The organism is Streptomyces rubellus (assembly GCF_036323805.1).
Taxonomy (GTDB): domain Bacteria; phylum Actinomycetota; class Actinomycetes; order Streptomycetales; family Streptomycetaceae; genus Streptomyces.
Genome location: NZ_JAZDCX010000009.1, coordinates 210132 through 227743, shown reverse-complemented (window position 1 = coordinate 227743; position 17612 = coordinate 210132). Strand labels below are relative to the sequence as shown.

Annotated in this window: 6 protein-coding genes; all 6 read right to left on the bottom strand. The window is 73.1% G+C overall.

Features of this window, described 5'->3' with window-relative positions; translation table 11 throughout:
- Positions 1-2: 2 nt before the first annotated feature.
- Entirely contained in the window at positions 3-12785 is a 12783-nt protein-coding gene (locus V1L54_RS13305; RefSeq protein WP_330118182.1) for an SDR family NAD(P)-dependent oxidoreductase, read from the bottom strand.
- Between the two features lie 31 nt (positions 12786-12816).
- Entirely contained in the window at positions 12817-13683 is an 867-nt protein-coding gene (gene fabD, locus V1L54_RS13300) for an ACP S-malonyltransferase (RefSeq protein ID WP_330118181.1), read from the bottom strand.
- Between the two features lie 28 nt (positions 13684-13711).
- Complete coding sequence (locus tag V1L54_RS13295; RefSeq protein ID WP_330118180.1) at positions 13712-15136, bottom strand: PfaD family polyunsaturated fatty acid/polyketide biosynthesis protein; 1425 nt, start codon at positions 15134-15136, stop codon at positions 13712-13714.
- Between the two features lie 81 nt (positions 15137-15217).
- Positions 15218-15961, bottom strand: a complete 744-nt coding sequence (locus V1L54_RS13290; protein ID WP_330118179.1) for a 4'-phosphopantetheinyl transferase family protein — start codon at positions 15959-15961, stop codon at positions 15218-15220.
- 118 nt (positions 15962-16079) lie between these two features.
- Positions 16080-16592, bottom strand: coding sequence for a hypothetical protein (locus tag V1L54_RS13285; protein WP_330118178.1), 513 nt, complete (start codon positions 16590-16592; stop codon positions 16080-16082).
- Positions 16593-17019: 427 nt separating this feature from the next.
- The gene (locus V1L54_RS13280; RefSeq protein WP_330118177.1) at positions 17020-17511 is read right to left on the bottom strand and encodes a DUF6198 family protein; all 492 of its coding nucleotides are present in this window, start codon (positions 17509-17511) and stop codon (positions 17020-17022) included.
- Between the last annotated feature and the right edge of the window lie 101 nt (positions 17512-17612).

Genomic DNA, 17612 nt, shown 5'->3' with positions numbered 1-17612 from the left:
CGTCAGTTCAACTCCTCAAGCGGCAGGATCGGGCGGTCGGCGGCGGACGCGGCGGGTACCGGGACGGCGGGGGAGACGGGGACGAGGGACGGCCGGGCGGACGGGGCCGTGGCCGGGTGCGTTTCGCGCTCCACCCAGTGGCGGGTACGGCGGAATACGGCGGGCGGCAGACTCGTCCGCTCGGCGGGCCGGACCGTGAGCTCGGCGGCCGTCGGCTCGCGCAGGATGGCGTGGCAGTTGACCCCGCCGAAGCCGAACGCACTGATGCCGGCGCGGCGGACACCGTCGATCGGCGTGAAGTCGCGCAGCTCGGTGTTCGGGTAGAAGGGGGATCGGTCGAAGGCGAAGCGGGGGTTGGGCGTCTCGCAATGCAGGGTCGGCGGGATCCTGCGCTTCCTGAGAGCCAGCACGACCTTCTGCAGCCCGGCCATGCCGGCGGCTATCAGCGTGTGCCCGATGTTGGACTTCACGCTGCCCACGGCGCAGTATCCGGTGCGCTCACCGGCATCTCCGAACGCCTTGGTCAGGGCGCGCAGTTCCATCGGGTCGCCGATCATCGTGCCGGTCCCGTGTGCCTCGACGAGGCCGATCACGCCAGGGTCGACTCCCGCGGCCCGCTGTGCGCGGCGTACCACGTCCTCCTGGGCGTCCGGGTTCGGCGTCGTCAGTCCCATGGTGCGGCCGTCGTTGTTGACCGCGACCGACTCCACGACCGCGTACACCTGGTCGCCGTCGGCGAGCGCGGCGTCGAGCGGCTTCAGCAGCAGCGCACCCGCACCCTCGCCGAGCACCAGACCGTTGGCCCGCGCGTCGAACACCCGGCACTCGGCGTCCGGGGAGAGCGCGCCGGACGCACTCAGCTTCAGATACGGCATCTCGTCCAGGAGCAGATCGGCCGCGGCGACCAACGCCGTGTCGCACTCGCCGAGCCGCAGCGACTGTTCGGCCAGGGCCAGCGCGGCCAGCGACGACGAGCACGCGGTGTCGATCACGAGGTGCGGGCCGCGCAGGTCGTAGACCTGGGCGAGCTGGGCGGCCGCGAAGTTCTGGTTGAGGCCCGTGACTGTGTTGCGGTGCGGAACGCGGATCCGTGGAGCGTAGGCGCCCGTCTGAACCGCCGCGAACACCCCGGTGCGGGTGCCGGCCAGCTCGGAGCGCTCGTATCCGGCGTCGCGGAACGCCTGCTCGGCGCACTCCAGCACGAGCCGGATCAGCGGGTCGACGTGCGCGGCGTCCTCCGGCGCGATGCCGAACGGCTCCGGATCGAACTCCTCGATGCCGTCGATGAATCCGCCCCAGCGGGAAACGGAGCGGCCCGGCCGCCGGTCCGGTGCGCACAGCTCGGCGGTGTTCCAGCGGGAGGCCGGCACCTCGCGGATCGCGCTGCGGCCCTCGGCCAGCAGGGTCCAGTAGGCCTCGGTGTCGGGCGCTCCGGGGAAACGGCTCGCCATGCCGATGACGGCCAGCGGCCGGGGCCCGGGCACCGCGTCGGCGGTACGGCCGTCCTGCGTCCGGGGCACGGTGGCCGTACCGGCGGGCACCGGAGAGGCCGCGCCGATGCCCCGTCCGGCCGCCCACCGTTCGACGCCGTCCGGGTACTGGCTGGTCAGGAAGGTGGCGAGCCGTGCGGCGGTGGGATTCTCCAGCACCACCGACGGATCCAGCGGGGCGTCCGTCAGCTCCTCGAGCCTGCCCACCATCCCGGCGATCAGGATGGAGTCCACGCCCAGCTCCGCGAACGGGGCGTCCATGGTCACCGCGCCCTTCGGCAGCATCAGTTCCTGTGCCATGAGGTCGAGGAGGAACTCCTCGACCGCCGCTCTGACGGCAGCGCCCGGCGCGCTGTCCGAGGTCGTCACCTGGTGCTCCTTCTTCTCGTCGTGATCCGTTCCGGCATCCGGCGCGGGCGGGAAGTGGCCGGGGCGTACGGCGGCCGCCACCGCCCCGTCCACCCCCTGCGCCAGCACCTGCTCCAGCAGGGCCAGGCCGGTGTCGCGGGTGAGGGCGCCGAAGCCGGCCGCCCGGTAGGCGTCGGCCTTGACCTCGCCCATACCGAGGCCACTCCAGCTGCCCCAGGCGATGGAGAGGTAGCGGGTGCCGCCCGGGCCCTCGGCCGCGTTGCGCTCGGCCGCGTAGGCCGCCAGGTGCGCGTTGGCGGCGGCGTAGTCCCCGAGCCCGACCCCCAGGGGCGGCAGGACCGCGGAGACCGAGGAGTACAGGACGAAGAAGTCCGGGCGGTCCACCCGGACGAGCTCGTCCAGCGTCCGCAGCCCGGCCGTCTTCGGTTCCCAGGTGGCCGCGACGGCCTGCGGCGGGCGCCGGACGAACGCGGGCTGCCGGCGGTCGACCGAGCCGGCGCAGTGCAGCACCCCGGCGACCGGGCCGAGGCCACCGCGCACGCGGTCGAGGAACGCGGCCAGGGCGGGGCGGTCCGTGAGCGGGCCGGTGTGCACCAGCACCCGCACCCCGCGGGCCTCCAGGCGGCCGACGGCGCGGGCCAGCTCGGCGATCCGCAGGTCGCTCTCGTCTCCCGTGGTGTCCGCGGCTGCCGTGATCCGCTCCCACTCGGCGCGCGGTGGCACCGGGCGCCGTCCGAACAGCGCCAGCCTGCGGGCGCCGAGCTCGGCCAGCCGTTCGGCGGCGGCGAGACCCAGGCCCGCGGTGCCACCGCTCACCAGGTAGACCCGGTCGGGGTCCAGCTCGACACGCCCCGCCCGGGCAGGCAGCACCTGCAGCGGCCCGGGGACATGGCGGTCCGAGCCGCGCAGGCACACCTCGGTGGGCGTCTTTGGAATCGCGGCGAGCTCGGCGCGCAGCGTGGCGAGCACCGCGTCCGGGGCGGTGACCGCCGGGTCCAGGTCGACGGAGGCCGCTCGGACCGTCCGGTACTCGGCGCCCACGGCCCGCACCAGCCCGGCCATCGCCGCACCGCGGGCCCGGGGCGCGGTGTGCCGCAGGGCCTGGCGTCCGCGCGTGGCGTGCAGGACCGACAGCTCGTGCCCGGCTGCGGTGGCGCGACGGACCAGCTCCTGGAGCAGCCCGATCCGGGCCGCCTCACGGGCCAGGGGAACCGGCTCCCCGGTGCCGTCACCGGAGAGGTCCGTCAGGTCGACGACCGCGTCCAACCGTCCGTAGCGCTCGTACAGCTGCTCCGCCAGGGTGTGGCCCGCCGTGTGGTCGGCGAAGTCCACCTCGAACTCGTCGGGGCCGAGGTACGGCAGCAGGCTGCGCTCGCGCACCACCACCCAGCCGCTTTTGTCCGCGCCAGCGGCGTGGGCAGCGGCCTCGGCGAAACCGAGCGTGTCCTGCGCGGCGACGATCAGCACGCCGAGCGGCCTGCGGCCGGGTTCCGCGGGAGCGGGCAGCGGCGCGCGGACCCAGTCCCGCGTCAGCAGCGCGGGAACGGTCCGCGCACCGGTGCCGTCCGCGGCATCGGGAACCGGGCCCGGCGCCTCGGAGGGTGCCGCGGAGACGGCCGGGACGGTCCGCGCGGGAGTGCCGGAGGGCCCGAACTCGGTGCTGTGGTCGAACGGGTAGCCCGGGAACGGGACCCGGCGACGCGAGGTGGTGTGCAGCGCCGCCCAGTCCATCGGTTCGCCCGCCGTCCATCGGGCGGCCGCGTCCGCCGGGTCCGTCGGCCGCACGGCCGGGCCGCCGGCGGTGTCCCGGTGCGGGCCTCCCAGATGCACACCGGGAGTTCCGGCCTCGCCTGTGTCGTTGAGATAGGCGTCGAGTCGCGCGGACAGCTCGGGCAGCGACGAGGTCACGACCGCCAGCCGCTCGGCGAGCGGGGTACGGCCGGTCTGCGACGTCCAGGCCAGATCGGCCAGGCACACCTCGCTGCCGGTGACGAAGTCGCGCAGCCGGGTGGCGTAGGCCCGCAGCCGCTCCCGGGTCCGCGCGGACAGCACGACCACCTGTGGCCCCGGTTCGTCCGCGGGACCGCCCACGAGGGCCGGCGGTTCTTCCACGACGACGTGCGCGTTGACACCGCCGAAGCCGAACGAGCTGACTCCGGCGCGCAGCGGGGCGTCGCCCGCCGCCGTCCATGGCTGTGGCTCGCGCAGCACGCGGAACGGCGAACTCTCCAGGCCCAGATACGGGTTGAGGTCACCGAGCCCGGTCACCGGCGGCAGCGTGCGGTCGCGCAGGGCATGCACCGCGGAGATCAGCCCCGCGATACCGGCCGCGCTCTCCAGGTGACCGACGGAGGCCTTCAGAGCACCCAGCACCGTGCCCCCTTCGGGGACGGGCGCTCCGCCGCCCGCGCGCTCGAACGCCTGCTTGAGGCCCTGGATCTCGATCGGGTCGCCGAGCCTGGTACCGGTGCCGTGCGTCTCGATGTAGCCCACGGACGCCGGGGCGACGCCGGCGTCGCGCAGCGCCGCGACGACCGTGTCGGCCTGGCCGCGCGGGGTGGGGGCGGTGAGGGAGTGGGCCCGCCCGCCGTGGCCGACGGCCGAGCCGCGGATCACGGCGCGCACGGTGTCGCCGTCCGCGAGAGCCTTCGACAGCGGCTTCAGCAGGACGGCACCGACTCCCTCCGCGCGCACGTATCCGTCCGCGCGGCTGTCGAAGGTGTGGCAGCGGCCGCTCGCCGACAGCATGCCGCCGCGGCTGAGCGAGACGTACCAGGTCGGCGTCATCACGACGTTCACCCCGCCGACCAGCGCCGCGTCGCACTCCCCGGCACGCAGGGCGGCGAGCGCCCGGTGCAGCGCGACGAGCGAGCTGGAGCATGCGGTGTCCAGTGTCTCGCTGGGGCCGCGCAGGTCCAGCAGGTACGACACGCGGTTGGCCACGATGGCGTGCACGTTGCCCGTCACCGTGTGCCCGGCCACGTCCGTACCGTGAGCGTCCAGCACCTCCAGGTAGTCGTGCAGGGTCGCGCCCGCGAAGACACCGGTGCGGCTTCCGGCGAACGACCTCGGGTCGTATCCGGCGTCCTCCAGGGCGTGCCAGCAGGTCTCCAGGAACAGTCGCTGCTGCGGGTCCATGAGCGAGGCCTCACGGGGGGAGAGGGAGAAGTGCGCCGCGTCGAAGGCCGTCACCGAGTCGAGGAAGCCGCCGGTCCGGCAGTCGGTGGTGCCGGGTTCACGGCGCGGATCACCGTCGTACGCCCGCCAGTCCCAGCGCTCGGCCGGCACCTCGGTGACCAGGTCGCGTCCGGCGAGCAGGTTCTGCCAGAAGGTCTCCGCGTCCGGTGCGCCGGGGAAGCGGCCCGCGAGACCGACCACGGCGACGGGTTCCCTCTCCTCCCCGGCCGGTGCGGGCGCCTGCCGCGTCGTGGCAGGCGCGGGGGAGCCGGCCACGGGGGCCGGCGTGTGATCGCGCACGACGTCCGGTGCCGGGGCGCCTTCGGGGGCTGCCTCCCACGGAGCCATGCGCAGGCGTGCACCGTGCCGCTCGACCAGGTGCGTCGTGATCGCGTCGGCGGTCGGGTACTCGTAGAAGGCCACCGGCGTCAGGTCCAGGCCGAGGGCGGTGTTGAGCCGGTTGGCGAGCGTGGTCAGCAGAACGGAGTTGAAGCCGTAGGCGCCCAGCTCGGTCGCGGCGTCGATCCGGTCGGGGGTGGTGCCGGCCACCTCCGCGATGCGTGCGAGGACCAGGGCGCGGACCTCGTCGCGGTCGGGTCCGGCGGCGGGCGCACCGGCCGACGGCGCCACGGGCGGGTCACCGGGCAGCGGTCCCAGACCGGCCCGGCCGAGGACCGATCGCGTGCGGTCGGCCCCCGCGCAGGACACGTACAGCTGTGGTGTACGCGAGCGCACGGCGTCCTCCAGCACCTGCATGGCCTCAGCCGTGCCGATGGGCACCAGACCGATCGCCGTGACGGCCATCGCGGCGGCCTCGGGGTCCAGCCGCATCCCGCCCTCGGACCAGAGCGGCCAGGCCACCGAGACGGTACGGCCGCTGCGCAGGCCCTGCGCCACCTGCTCCGCACGGCGTACGGCGAAGGCGTCCAGGTAGGCGTTGGCAGCCGCGTAGTCGCACTGGCCGGCATTGCCGACGGTGCCCACGACCGAGGAGAAGAGGACGAAGAGACCCGGCTCGTCACCGGCCGTCAGCTCGTCGAGCAGCGCTGTACCCGTGGTCTTGGGCTCCAGCACCCGGACGATCTGCTCGTCACCCTTGTCCTGCAGCAACGCGTCGTCGATCAGTCCGGCCGCGTGCAGCACCCCGCGGAACGCGCCGAACCGCGAGCGGGCGGTGCGCAGCGCGGCGTCCAGCGCGGACCGGTCGGTGACATCCGCCCGCAGGTACAGGCCGTCGCCCCCGAGCGTGCGCAGCTGTGCGCAGAAGCGCTCGTGCCCGGGTCCGGGCGCCGAACGCCCGATGAGGGTGACCCGTGCGCCGTACTGCTCAGCCAGGTGGGCCGCGACGAGCCGGCCGATGGCGCCGGAGCCGCCGGTGACCAGGTAGTGGCCGCCCTCGGTGAAGCCCGGCCCGTCACCTTCGTCGGCGTGCTCGGCGAAGCGCAGCACCGCACGCCCGTCCGCCTTCAGCCGCACCTCGGTATCCGCGCTGTCCGCTTCCGCGACGAGGTCGGCCAGGGACGGGGAAGCACCGGCGGTGAGGCGGACACGCACGTGCCGGTAGCGGCTCGTCTCACGGGCCAGGGCGCGGCCGAATGCGGCGACCGCGTCGTTCACGGGGTCGTCGTCCCCGGCGGAGGTCACCTGAATGTACGTGAGCGGGGGAAGCGCGCCTGCCGACACAGCGCGGCCGAGGCCGGTGGGCAGGTGCCGGGCGACCGCGAAGGCCTGGTCCTCGGACTTCCCGGCACCGCGGGCCGTCCCCCGCCGGTCGACCAGGACCACGGGCCCCTCGGCGCCCGCGCGTTCCAGGAGGGAACGCAGGTCGTCGGCGTTGCCGCGGCGCACGGCGGGGCCGGTGGCCTTGCCCGGTACCTCGTCCGGGGCGTACTCCACCGCACGCACGACCTGCCACGGCTGCTGTGCCGCGCCCTCCTCGGGTGCCGGGGCGCCCGGCGCGTCGAGCACCAGTACCGTCGCCGGAGGGTGCGCGCCGACGGACCGCCGGGGGGAGAGTTCCCAGCGCGCGGTCCACACGGCAGCCGTCTCGTCCCGCTCCGCCTCCGGTGCCGGGTCGGCCGGCGTCGTGCCACCCGGCAGGACCAGGGCGGACGACGGCAGCCAGTACGGCACGCGCTCGAACGGGTAGGGGGGCAGCGGAGTGCGGCGCGCGGCGGGCAGCAGCACCGGCCACTCCAGGTCCGCTCCCTGGACCCACAGCCGGGCCAGGGTGTTCAGCTCGCCCCGGGCGGCCAGCGAGGCCAGGAAGTCCTGGCCGCCGGGCGTGTCCCCGAACAGGCCGGTGAGCGGACCGCCCCGCACCAGCCGCCCGGTGTGCACCGGGCCGGAGCCGTCCTCGGTGCCCTCGGCGATCCGGTCCAGCAGGTTGAGCAGTTCCTCGCGGCCCCGTGCGGTGAACGCGGCGCGCACGTCCAGGGGCTCACGGCCGACCCGCAGGGTGTGGGCCACGTCGGTGAGCCGGACGGACCGTCCGGGTCCGCGCAGATGGCCGGCCAGTCTCCGCGCGGTGGCGCGCAGTTGCTGGTCCGTACGGGCCGACAGCACGTACAGCTCGGTACGCACGGCGTCCTCCTCCTCGTCCCTGGACGGCTGCTCGTACGCCTCGACGACGAGATGCGCGTTGACGCCGCCCGCGCCGAAGGAACTCACGCCCGCGCGCAGCGGAGGGGTACTGCCGTCCGCCTCCACGCCCACCGGCTCCCACGGCGCGGCCGCGGTCTGCAGCCGGAACGGACCGCCGTCCAGCTTGATGAACGGGTTGGGCGTCCCGGCGTGCGGCGTGGGCGGCAGCGTGCGGTGCTTGAGCTGCAGGAGCACCTTCGTCAGGCCGGCGATGCCGGCGGCGGGCTCCAGATGGCCGATGTTCGCCTTCACGCTGCCGAGGGCGCAGCTGCCGGCCTGCTCCCGCTCGCCGAACGCCCGCGTCAGTGCCCGCACCTCGATCGGGTCGCCCAGCGAGGTGCCGCTGCCGTGCGCCTCCACGTAGCCGACGGTGGTCGGGGCCACGCCCGCCTTGCGCAGTGCCTGCGACACCAGTGCCGCTTGTGCCTCCGGACTGGGCACGGTGAACCCACTGGTGCGGCCCCCGGAGTTGACGGCGGTGCCGCGGATGAGGCCGTGGACGTGGTCGCCGTCGGCGAGCGCCCTCGACAGCGGTTTCAGCAGGACCGCCCCGGTTCCCTCGCCCATGACGAAGCCGTCGGCGCCCTCGGCGAACGGACGGCACACCCCGGCCTTCGACAGCATCCCCATCTGCGCGTACTGGATGTGCCGCATGGGGTGCAGGACAAGGTTCACACCGCCCGCGATCGCGACCGCCACCTCGCCGCGGCGGATGGCCTCGCAGGCCAGGTGCAACGCCACACCGGAGGCGGAGCAGGCGGTGTCCACCACCATGCTGGGGCCCGTCAGGTCCAGGAAGTGGGAGACACGGTTGGCGATGGCATAGGTGTCGGCGTACGGGTAGGGGGAGCGGCCGGTGGCCGCGCCGTTGGCGCTGAGGGTGCGGTAGTCGTCGGCCATGGCACCCACGTACACGCCCGTGTTCCGCTCCAGCGTGTGCCGGTCGTAACCGGCATCCTGGACGGCCTCGACAGCCGTCTGCAGGAAGAGCCGCTGCTGGGGGTCCATCTGCTCGGCGTCGCGCGGGGCGATGCCGAAGTACAGCGAGTCGAAGTCGGCGATCCCGTCGAGGAAGTTTCCGACGCCGCTGTACGTGCGGCCCTGTCCGCCCTCGGGATGGTGGACCGCGGAGTGGTCCCAGCGGTCGGAGGGCACGGGCCGGGCCGTACTGCGGCCGTGCAGCAGGTTCTCCCAGAGTTCGTCGAGGCTGTCCGCCCCCGGATAGCGGCCGGCCAGGCCGATGACGGCGACGGGCTCCGCCGCGGCGGCGGCAGGAGGGCCCGGCACGACCGGAGCCGCCGAGGGGGCCGGTGCCGTGCGTCGCGCGGCGGAGGGCCGGGACGGCGCGGGGGCGGGCCTCGTCTCGTCCGGCGCGTCAGCGGTCCCCTCGGCGGTCTCCGGACCGGTCAGCACCGCGGCGATGTCGCCGAGCGTCCGGTGCTCGAAGAACAGCGTCTTGGGCAGGGGCCCGTACCGCTTCTCCAGACGGATGATCGCGTCCACGACGGCCAGCGAGGTCATGCGGATGGCTTCGAGCGGTGTGCGCGGGCCGATGTCCGCGAGGGGCAGGCCGAGGACATCGGCGACGACCGAGCAGACGGCTTCGCATGCCTCGGTGAGGCTGCCGGTGACGGGCACGGGAGGTTCCACGGCGGCGTCCTTCGCGGCGGGGGCCGTGAGCCGCGCGGAGGGCCGGGTGGCGCGCAGCACGGTCGCGAGCGGTTCGCTGTCCTGGGCCAGGTCGACCAGCGCCCGGCGGCGCACGCCGTCGCGCACGGCTGCGTCGGACGGCCTGGTCCGCGGCTTCCCGGCGGCCCCGGACTCCGGCGCCGGCTCCGCGTCCTCCGGCTCGAACGCCACGTCGGCCACTGCGGACACCGGTGCCCGGTACTCGATGCGGCCGTCCTCGCCGGGGGCGGCGAACGGGCCGAGCACCGAATCGAAGAAGTGCCGTACCGGAGTGTTGCGCTCGCTCGGCACGTACGGGACCACCAGCTCGGCCACCCCCGCCTCGGCCAGCTCACGGGCCACGGCGGAGAGGAACGCGTGCTCCACGCCACGCCCCAGCACCCGGCAGCTCATCAGGAAGGTGTCCAGGACAGCGTGGGTCCCGTCGGCGTCCTCCCGGGTGATGGCGAGGCCCACCAGACCGTAGTCGCCGAAGCGGTCCCTGGCGTGGGCGGTGCGGACGCGCACCACCGGGTCGGCGAGCAGGGCCTGCATCTCCGGCTCGCCGCGGCGGACGGTGGACAGGTTGAACTGGTTGGTGCGGTAGGTCAGCTGGGACATCCGCGGATACTGCTCGGGCGCCGGCGGCGCGACGTCCACCGACAGCTCCAGGCCGGCGATGAAGTCCGCGAACGAGGAAGCGTTGCGGCGCAGCGCGTCCCGCTCGCCGCGGGCCCGGTAGAAGTCGGTGCGCCGGCGGTCCTCGTCGGTGACGGTGAGTCGGTCCAGGGACCAGATGCGGTCCAGGAAGGCGGGCACCGCGTCGCCGTCCTCGGGCAGTTGCAGTGCCAGGACCTCCGGGTGGGCGGCGCGGACCGCCGCGACCTCCACCGGGTTGTCGTCGAGGAAGACGAAACTGTCCAGGCCCAGGTCGAGTTCCGCGGCCAGCGAGACGATGCTGAGCGCCTTCGGGTCCCAGTTCACCCGGCGCGCGGTGATGTGCTCGGGGCGCAGCGGCATGTCCTCGCGCACGGACAGCGTCTCGTCGACGTCTGCCGCCTCGTTCTTACTGGCCAGGCAGATCAGCACACCCTCGCGCTGCCGGGCCACCGCCCACTCCTGCACCGCTCGGTGGGGTGCGTCCAGCCGCACCCCGTGCGGGCCGTCTTCGCCGACGACCCCTCCCCACAGTGTGTTGTCGCAGTCGAGCACGATCACCTTCGACGGCGCGGTCAGCACGCTGTGCGCGGCCCGTGCCACCCCGGCGGCCAGGGCGGCATATCCCTCACGGGTGAACGGGATGTGTGCCGCCGCGTCACGGGCCCGGTCGTAGTTGGTCTCCCCGGCCGGGACGGTCCCGCCTGCCCAGCGCTCCCGGCGGATGACGTGCACGCCGGGGACACCGGCGAGCTGCCGGGCGATCAGCTCCTCGGCGCAGGTCAGTTCGGCGTCCCGGCCGCGGCCGTCGGCGTGGTCGGGCGACGCCGGGCACAGCAGCACCAGCACGGGGACCGAGCTCCGCGTGGCGTGGGCGCGCACCGCGTCGGAGAACTCCTGTGCCGTTCGCTCGCACTCGCCCTCGGGCCAGTCCTGCGTCCGGACCAGCACCGCCTTGACCCCCCGCTCAACGGAGGTGAACACGCCCTCGGGAGAGAGCAGTTCCTGGAACACCTGCGCGTAGTCGGCCGGCCGCACGCCGAGCCCGAGTCCCAGCCGGTCGCACCAGTGCTGCAGTGGTTCCAGCAGCGGGTCGAGGGTGAACGTGGCGACGAGGCCGAGATCGGGGGAGCGCGGCTCGGCGGCATCGGGTGAGCCCGCGGCATCGGGGGGCGCGGGGGCGGCCTTGGCCGTGCCGACGGGGAGGACGGCCCCGCCACGGGCCGGACCGGCGTCCTGGCCGGGTGCGGCGAGCGCCGTACCGTCCTCGGCGAAGGACAGCACGTCGACGGTGCCCGGCGCCATGGGCGCCGCCAGAGCGCGGGCCACGGCCGCCGCGACCGGTTCGACGGCGGCGCCCCGGTCGTCCCCGAGCGGTGTGGCCGTCATGGCGGTACGCAGCCTGGGCGGGCGGGCGATCAGCCAGGACGCCCGGGGGTGTTCGGCCGCCGCCGCGTGGACGAGGCCCTCGACCGCGGACTTCGCCGTGACATACGCCGACCAGCCGGGCGGTGGAGAGGCCGTCCACGCGCTCGACACCGCCACCACGCGGCCGCCGCGCCGGGCGACCTCGGCCGCAAGACCGGCCAGCGGTTCACGGGTCAGGGCGAGCGCCCGGCCGACGTGGTCCGCGGCGCGCCGGGACGTGGCCGGCTCCAGCGGCAGTTCGGCCGGTGTGGGGCACGCGTTGAGCACCAGCAGGTCCAGGCCGCCGTGCTCGGCGCGGATCCGGTCGCGGGCCGCGGCGACCCAGGCGGCGTCGGCGGCGTCACCGGGCAGCAGGCGGATGCGGCCGCCCGCATCGCCGACGCGTTCGGCGGCCGCCGCCGCGTCCGCGGCACTGCGATGGAAACCGGCGTAGACCTCGGCACCCTGCAGCGCCAGTGCCTGGGTGATCGCCGCTCCCAGCCCACGGCTCGCCCCGACGACCAGGGCCGTGCGCCCGGCCAGGGGGGTGTCGTCCGGCAGCAGTCCGGTGAGTACCGACACGTCACCCGTGGGGACATCCGCGCGGTGGAAGGCGCGTACGGCAGCCTCGGCACGTACCCCGAGTGCCTTCGCCCCGCCTGTGAGCCGCAGCATCCGGAACCGTTCCTGCACTTCGGCCACTTCGGCGTGCGCGGTGAACTCCCCGTGGTCGTCGGCCGCCTCGAACACCACGTCGAAGTCGGACAGCAGCGCGGCCTGGCCGGGTGCCTCCATCCCCACCAGGTAGCTGATCCAGGCCAGGACACCCACCGGTACGGGGCCCAGACCGCGCTCTCGGAGGCCGAGTTCCCCGACCAACCGCCCGATGCCGTCCCAGCGGGGTACGTACCCCTCGCCCAAGGAGAGCCCGGGGGTGAACTCACCGAGTCCGGCCCTGCGCGGCTGCCGGCTGGCCGACGTGCCGGCGCCTTCGGGCGCCGCGCCCGCATCGGGCCCGGGGCCGTCACGGAACTCCGCGGTGACCTCCAGCAGTGTGCGGCTGCCGTCGCGGAGCCGGACCACCGCCCGCTCGGCCGTATCGTCGACGACCTCGCACGTGTAGTCCTGCTCCACGTACACGGGCGCCTGGAACCGCGCGGAGATCCGGGCGGGGCTGCGACCGGGCCGCGGCGCCAGACCGGACAGGGCGAGGAGCGTGCCGAGCACCCCGTAGACGACGGGCTCGCCGAAGGCCGTGCGCCGTGCGTAGTTGCTGTCGACGTGCAGCGGGTTGTCATCGGCACTGGCATGCCGGAACGTTTCGACCACGGCGGCGGAGGCCCGCACCCGGGTCGGCGTCGTGTGGTCTTCCATGACTGCCTCTCGACTCACTCGCTCGTGGGGTTCATGCGGTGGAGGACAGCGCCCGCCGGTGGGTCCTGATCTGCGCGACGAGACCGGTCAGCACCTGGCCGGGGCCGATCTCGCGGAACTCCGGCTCCGGGCGGTCCAGCAGGTGCTCGACGCTCTCGGCCCAGCGCACCGGCGACGCGATCTGGCGGATCAGCAGGTCGGCGGGGTCGTCCGTGGCGTACGGCCGTGCCGTCACGTTCGAGATGACGTCGATGCGCGGTGACGCCAGCCGGTACTGCGCCAGGAAGGTGCCGAACTCGGCGGCGGCGTCGGCCATGTAGCGGGAGTGGAAGGCTCCGCCCACGTTCAGCGGCACGACGGCCTTCGCCTCCTCGCCGAAGACGTCCCGGAGCCCGGCGATGTCGTCCCGGGGCCCGGAGACGACGGTCTGGCCCGGGGCGTTGAGATTGGCGACGTCCACCGTGGGCGCCCGCTCGGTGAGGATTTCGCGGATCCGGTCCGCGTCGACCCCCATGATCGCGGCCATGCCGCCCTCGGGTGCCTGCGCCATCAGTTCGCCGCGCCGTACGACGATCTCCAGGCCGGTGAGGAAGTCGAAGGTACCGGCCGCGAACAGCGCCACGTACTCGCCGAGGCTGTGCCCGGCGACGGCGTCCGGCACACGGCCCGTCTCCCGGACGGCCTCCAGATAGGAGAGGGCGTTCACGACGTACATGGCGGTCTGCGTGTTCCGGGTGTCGGTCAGCTCCCGGGCGGAGGCGTTCAGGCACAGGTCCGTGATCGACCGGTCGAGCACCGAGTCGGCCTGGCGGACCAGGTGGGGGAACTTCAGGAACAGCTCCCGGCCGATTCCCGGGCGATGCGAGCCCTGGCCGGGGAACACATGGATGAGCGTCATGTCCGGGTCTCCAAGGGGCGTAGGGGCACTAGGCCGCGGCGAAGGGCTGGGACGAGGAGGTGAGGCGGGCGACGCGGGAGAGCAGCTCCGCGGCGCCGGTCATGATCAGTCGGGCGAGATCGTCGGGGTGGCGGTTGCGCCAGTGCTCCCGGGGCGTTCCGCGCAGCCGCTCGTTGAGGGCACCGAGCGCCGGGCCGCACGGGATCTGGAAGTCGACCCGATGGTCCGTGTCGCCCTCCAGCGCGACCCGGGTGGCTTTCGCGAAGTACCAGGTGAAGACCAGGGCCATCCGGCGCTTGGGGTCCTGCTCGGCACGCTCGACGATCGCCGGGCGGGTGGCCGCGTAGCGGGCCCTGACCTCCTGCCACACCTCCTCGAAGGTGCGGCCGAGGATCCGGCGCTGTACGTTGTCGGCGGTGTCGGGGTCGAGCTCGTCCAGCGAACCGTGCCGGAGCCACAGTTCGTACAGCTTGTTGGCGCGTGCCGGGAAGAACAGCCCCCGCCGCAGGACCTGGGCCTTGGTGCCCATCTCGAACATGTCACCGGCCGGGACCAGTGCGGTGTCCTGCACCTGGGCGCGTTGCAGAAGGTCCTTCGCGGTGTCCGAGGTGCCCGCCTCCGCGGTGCACTGGTTGATGCTGCCGGTCAGCACGAAGCCGGCGCCCATGACGAACGCGGCGGCCGCCGCCTCGGGAGTGCCGATCCCGCCCGCCGCCCCGATCCGTACCCGCCCGGCCGGTGCGTGTGTCATGGCCGCCCGGTCGCGCAGGGTCAGCATGGCCGGCAGCAGGGCGGTCATCGGCCGCTGATCGGTGTGCCCGCCCGAGTCGGCCTCGGCGCACAGGTCGTCGCACATGGTGATGGACGGGGCGAGTCCGGCCTCCTGCGGAGTGATGCGGCCGGCGTCGGCGAGGGCATGGACGATCCCGGCCGGAGGCGGGGCCAGGAACGCCTCCGCCACCTCCTGACGCGAAACCTTGGCCATGACCCGGTTCGGGGTGCGCACGGTGCCGTCGGGCGCGCGGTGCGCTCCTGACAGGCGGTAGCGGACGAGGGCTGGGGTGATCTGCACGAACGACGCGGCCTCGACGCGCCGTACGCCGTGCGCGAGAAGTGCGTCGACCGTGCGCTCCTCGCGCTCCGGGCGGGAGGACAGCAGGTTGACGCCGAAGGCGCGGTGGTCGCCGAGTTCGGCACGGATGCGGCGCAGCGACGCGTCGAGTTCGTTCTCGCCGAGACCGCCGGCGCCGAAGTAGCCCAGGAGCCCGGCGCGTCCCATCCGGACGACCAGCTCCACGGACGCGATGGCCTTGTACATCGAGCCCGAGGCGTAGGCGTAGGCGACGCCGTGGTCGGCGCGGAAACCGGCACTGCCGAGATCCTCTGGCCGCAGGCCCGAGCCGAGTGGCAGGGCTGTGATCCGTGTACCTGACGTACCGTCGCGCGAGAGCACGGAAGTCCTCCAAGGCATGGGTGGGTGACGGCCCTCCCGCGCTCGCAGGGGGAAGGCGTGTGAACGGTGGAGCACGCGGTGTCAGGGGTGGCCGGGTTCGTGCAGCACGAACCGCGGTTCCTCGCCGCGTCGGCGGCCGATGCACACAGCGGCGTGGAAGTCGGCCGGAACCTTGACGAAGTCATAGACCCAGTGGTCGGGCCGGTCCGCCAGGGAGGGCTTGAGGACGAGCTGCGGACTGCGGCCGTCGGGGAAGAGGAAGGAGATGTCGTGCAGCGGCAGCGAGATTCCCTGCCCGCGTGCCTTGGCGTAGGCCTCCTTGAAGACCCATACGTCCAGGAACCGGCTCCTCCAGGCACGTGCGGGCAGGCGGCGCAGTTCCTCCATCTCCGGCTCGGACATCACCCGGTGGATCAGGTCGGGCAGAGAGATGCGTGCGTCGCGCTTCTCGACGTCCACCCCGATGGGACGCTCCCGGGTGATGCCGAGGAGGCACATTCCCTGCGAGTGCGACAGATTGAAGTCGAGATCGACGCCCAGCCGGTGGTGGACGGCCGGCTTGCCGAACTCGTTGAACTCGAATTCCCATTCGTCCGGTGTGATGTCGGCGTACTCGGACAGGCAGCGCCGCAGCAGCGACCGTGCCACGACGAACTGAGCGCGGTCCTGGGCGAAGTAGAACTGGTCGGCCCGGTTCCGTTCCTCGGGGGAGAGGAGCGACTCGTGCTCGCGCAGTCGGCGGGGCTCGCCATCCGGCCCTGCGGAGGACGCGAGCCACAGGTGCACGTCGGTCCTGCTCAACGTGACGTGGGATTCCCTGGTCATGGTCCCTCGGTGCTCTCCGGGCCCGGCGCGGGTGCGGCCGTGGCCCTGAAGACGTGGCCGGCGGTGGACGGGCGTCCCCGGGGGCGGGCCCGGGGACGCCGGACGGATGGGGGCCGGATCAGGCGGGCGCTGAGTTGCGGTGTGCGTCGAAGACGTCGAAGACGCCTTCGAGCTTGTGCGAGATGACGCCGTACAGCGTCTCCATGCGCTTCAGACGCTCCAGGCGCTCCTCCGGCTGGTCCTTGAGCACCTCGAGGCCGTGCTGGACGGCCGCGTGGAACTCGGGGATCCGGCGGAAGGAGTGCTCCACGGCGTTCGGCCATGCGCTGTCGTTGAGCGTGATGTAGTAGTCGTCGGTACCGGGGATCTCCTCACGGGTGTACACGCCCGGCGGGATGAGCAGGTCGGCGATCCAGTCCACCGGCTCGCGGGGGATGCCCAGCGTCTTGGCGATCTCGTTGGCACTCTGCTTCGCCGGGTAGTTGATGATCATCCAGCCGATGACATAGCCGCGCTCCCACTCCATCCCGTCGGTGATGTGGTAGTGCTCGGCGATCCTGTGAACGAAGGACTTCTCGGCCTCGGTGAGGGTGGAGCGCTCCGGTATGGCGCCCGCAATCTTTTCGGTCATGCCCTCAAGTATTGAAGTGAAGATGTGCGGGTCAAGGCTTCCGGGAGCGGCTCCACAGGTGCTCCGGTAAGGCTTCTGGTTTCTTTTTTGAAGTTTTCTGATGGCTTGACCAGCGCGGATTCGGTGGGTTGGCAATGATCTGCAGTTTTTCTTACATTCCGCTTTTCTGTTCTCTGTGGTGGTGATGGGAGAGTTCTCGCGAAGAGTTCTCCGAGATTTGCCGCAGTCCGTCGCGATGCCGCGACCCCGGATGTGCGGCAAGCCCCCGGGAGCGCCGAACTGTCCGGGGCGGGTGCGGGCCGGTGTTTCCCGTTCCCGCCATCGGAAGGTCAGGTGGACGCGCTCGCCGTACTGGGCTCCGCCGGTTCGGGCGGGCCGTGGTTGGTCAGGCGCAGAACCCGCCGGTTGAGAGCCGTGAAGGGCTGGATCAGCCCGTCGACGAAGACGAGGAGGCACGGCGTGCCGACGCCGGCGGAGCGCCCGAGGAGGAAGCCGGGACCGAGCAGCACGGTTTCGATGCCGGCTTGGACACCCGGAACGGCCACTTCCAGTGACGGGTCATGGAGGTGGCGATGAGGTCCGTGGCGCGCATGCCGATGCCGCTCATGATGACCAGGGCCGAGTCGTAGGCGCACAGGGAGAAGGCCGCGAACGGAGCCGCGACCGGCCGGTGCCGGTTCCACAGGGACCACACCGCGATGCACACCGCGGCGATGGCTGCCTGCGCGACGCCGATGGTGACCGCGACGTGTTCCTTGATGCCCAGTGCGAGGACGTCCAGTGGATCGGTGCCGAGGTCCAAGTGGATGAACAGCGTCGCTCCGGCGGTGAAGACGACGCGGCCGGCCAGGTAGGTGCCGAGCCGCTTCGCCAGGGCACTCGGCGGCGGGACGGTGAACAGGGCGGGTAGGCGAGACACGCGAGGCCCTTTGGAGCGGAGTTGACGGACTGCCGCACTCGCCATAACCGTACGAATTGCAATGAAAGCCTGATATCAGACAAATATCAGAAAAATACGGA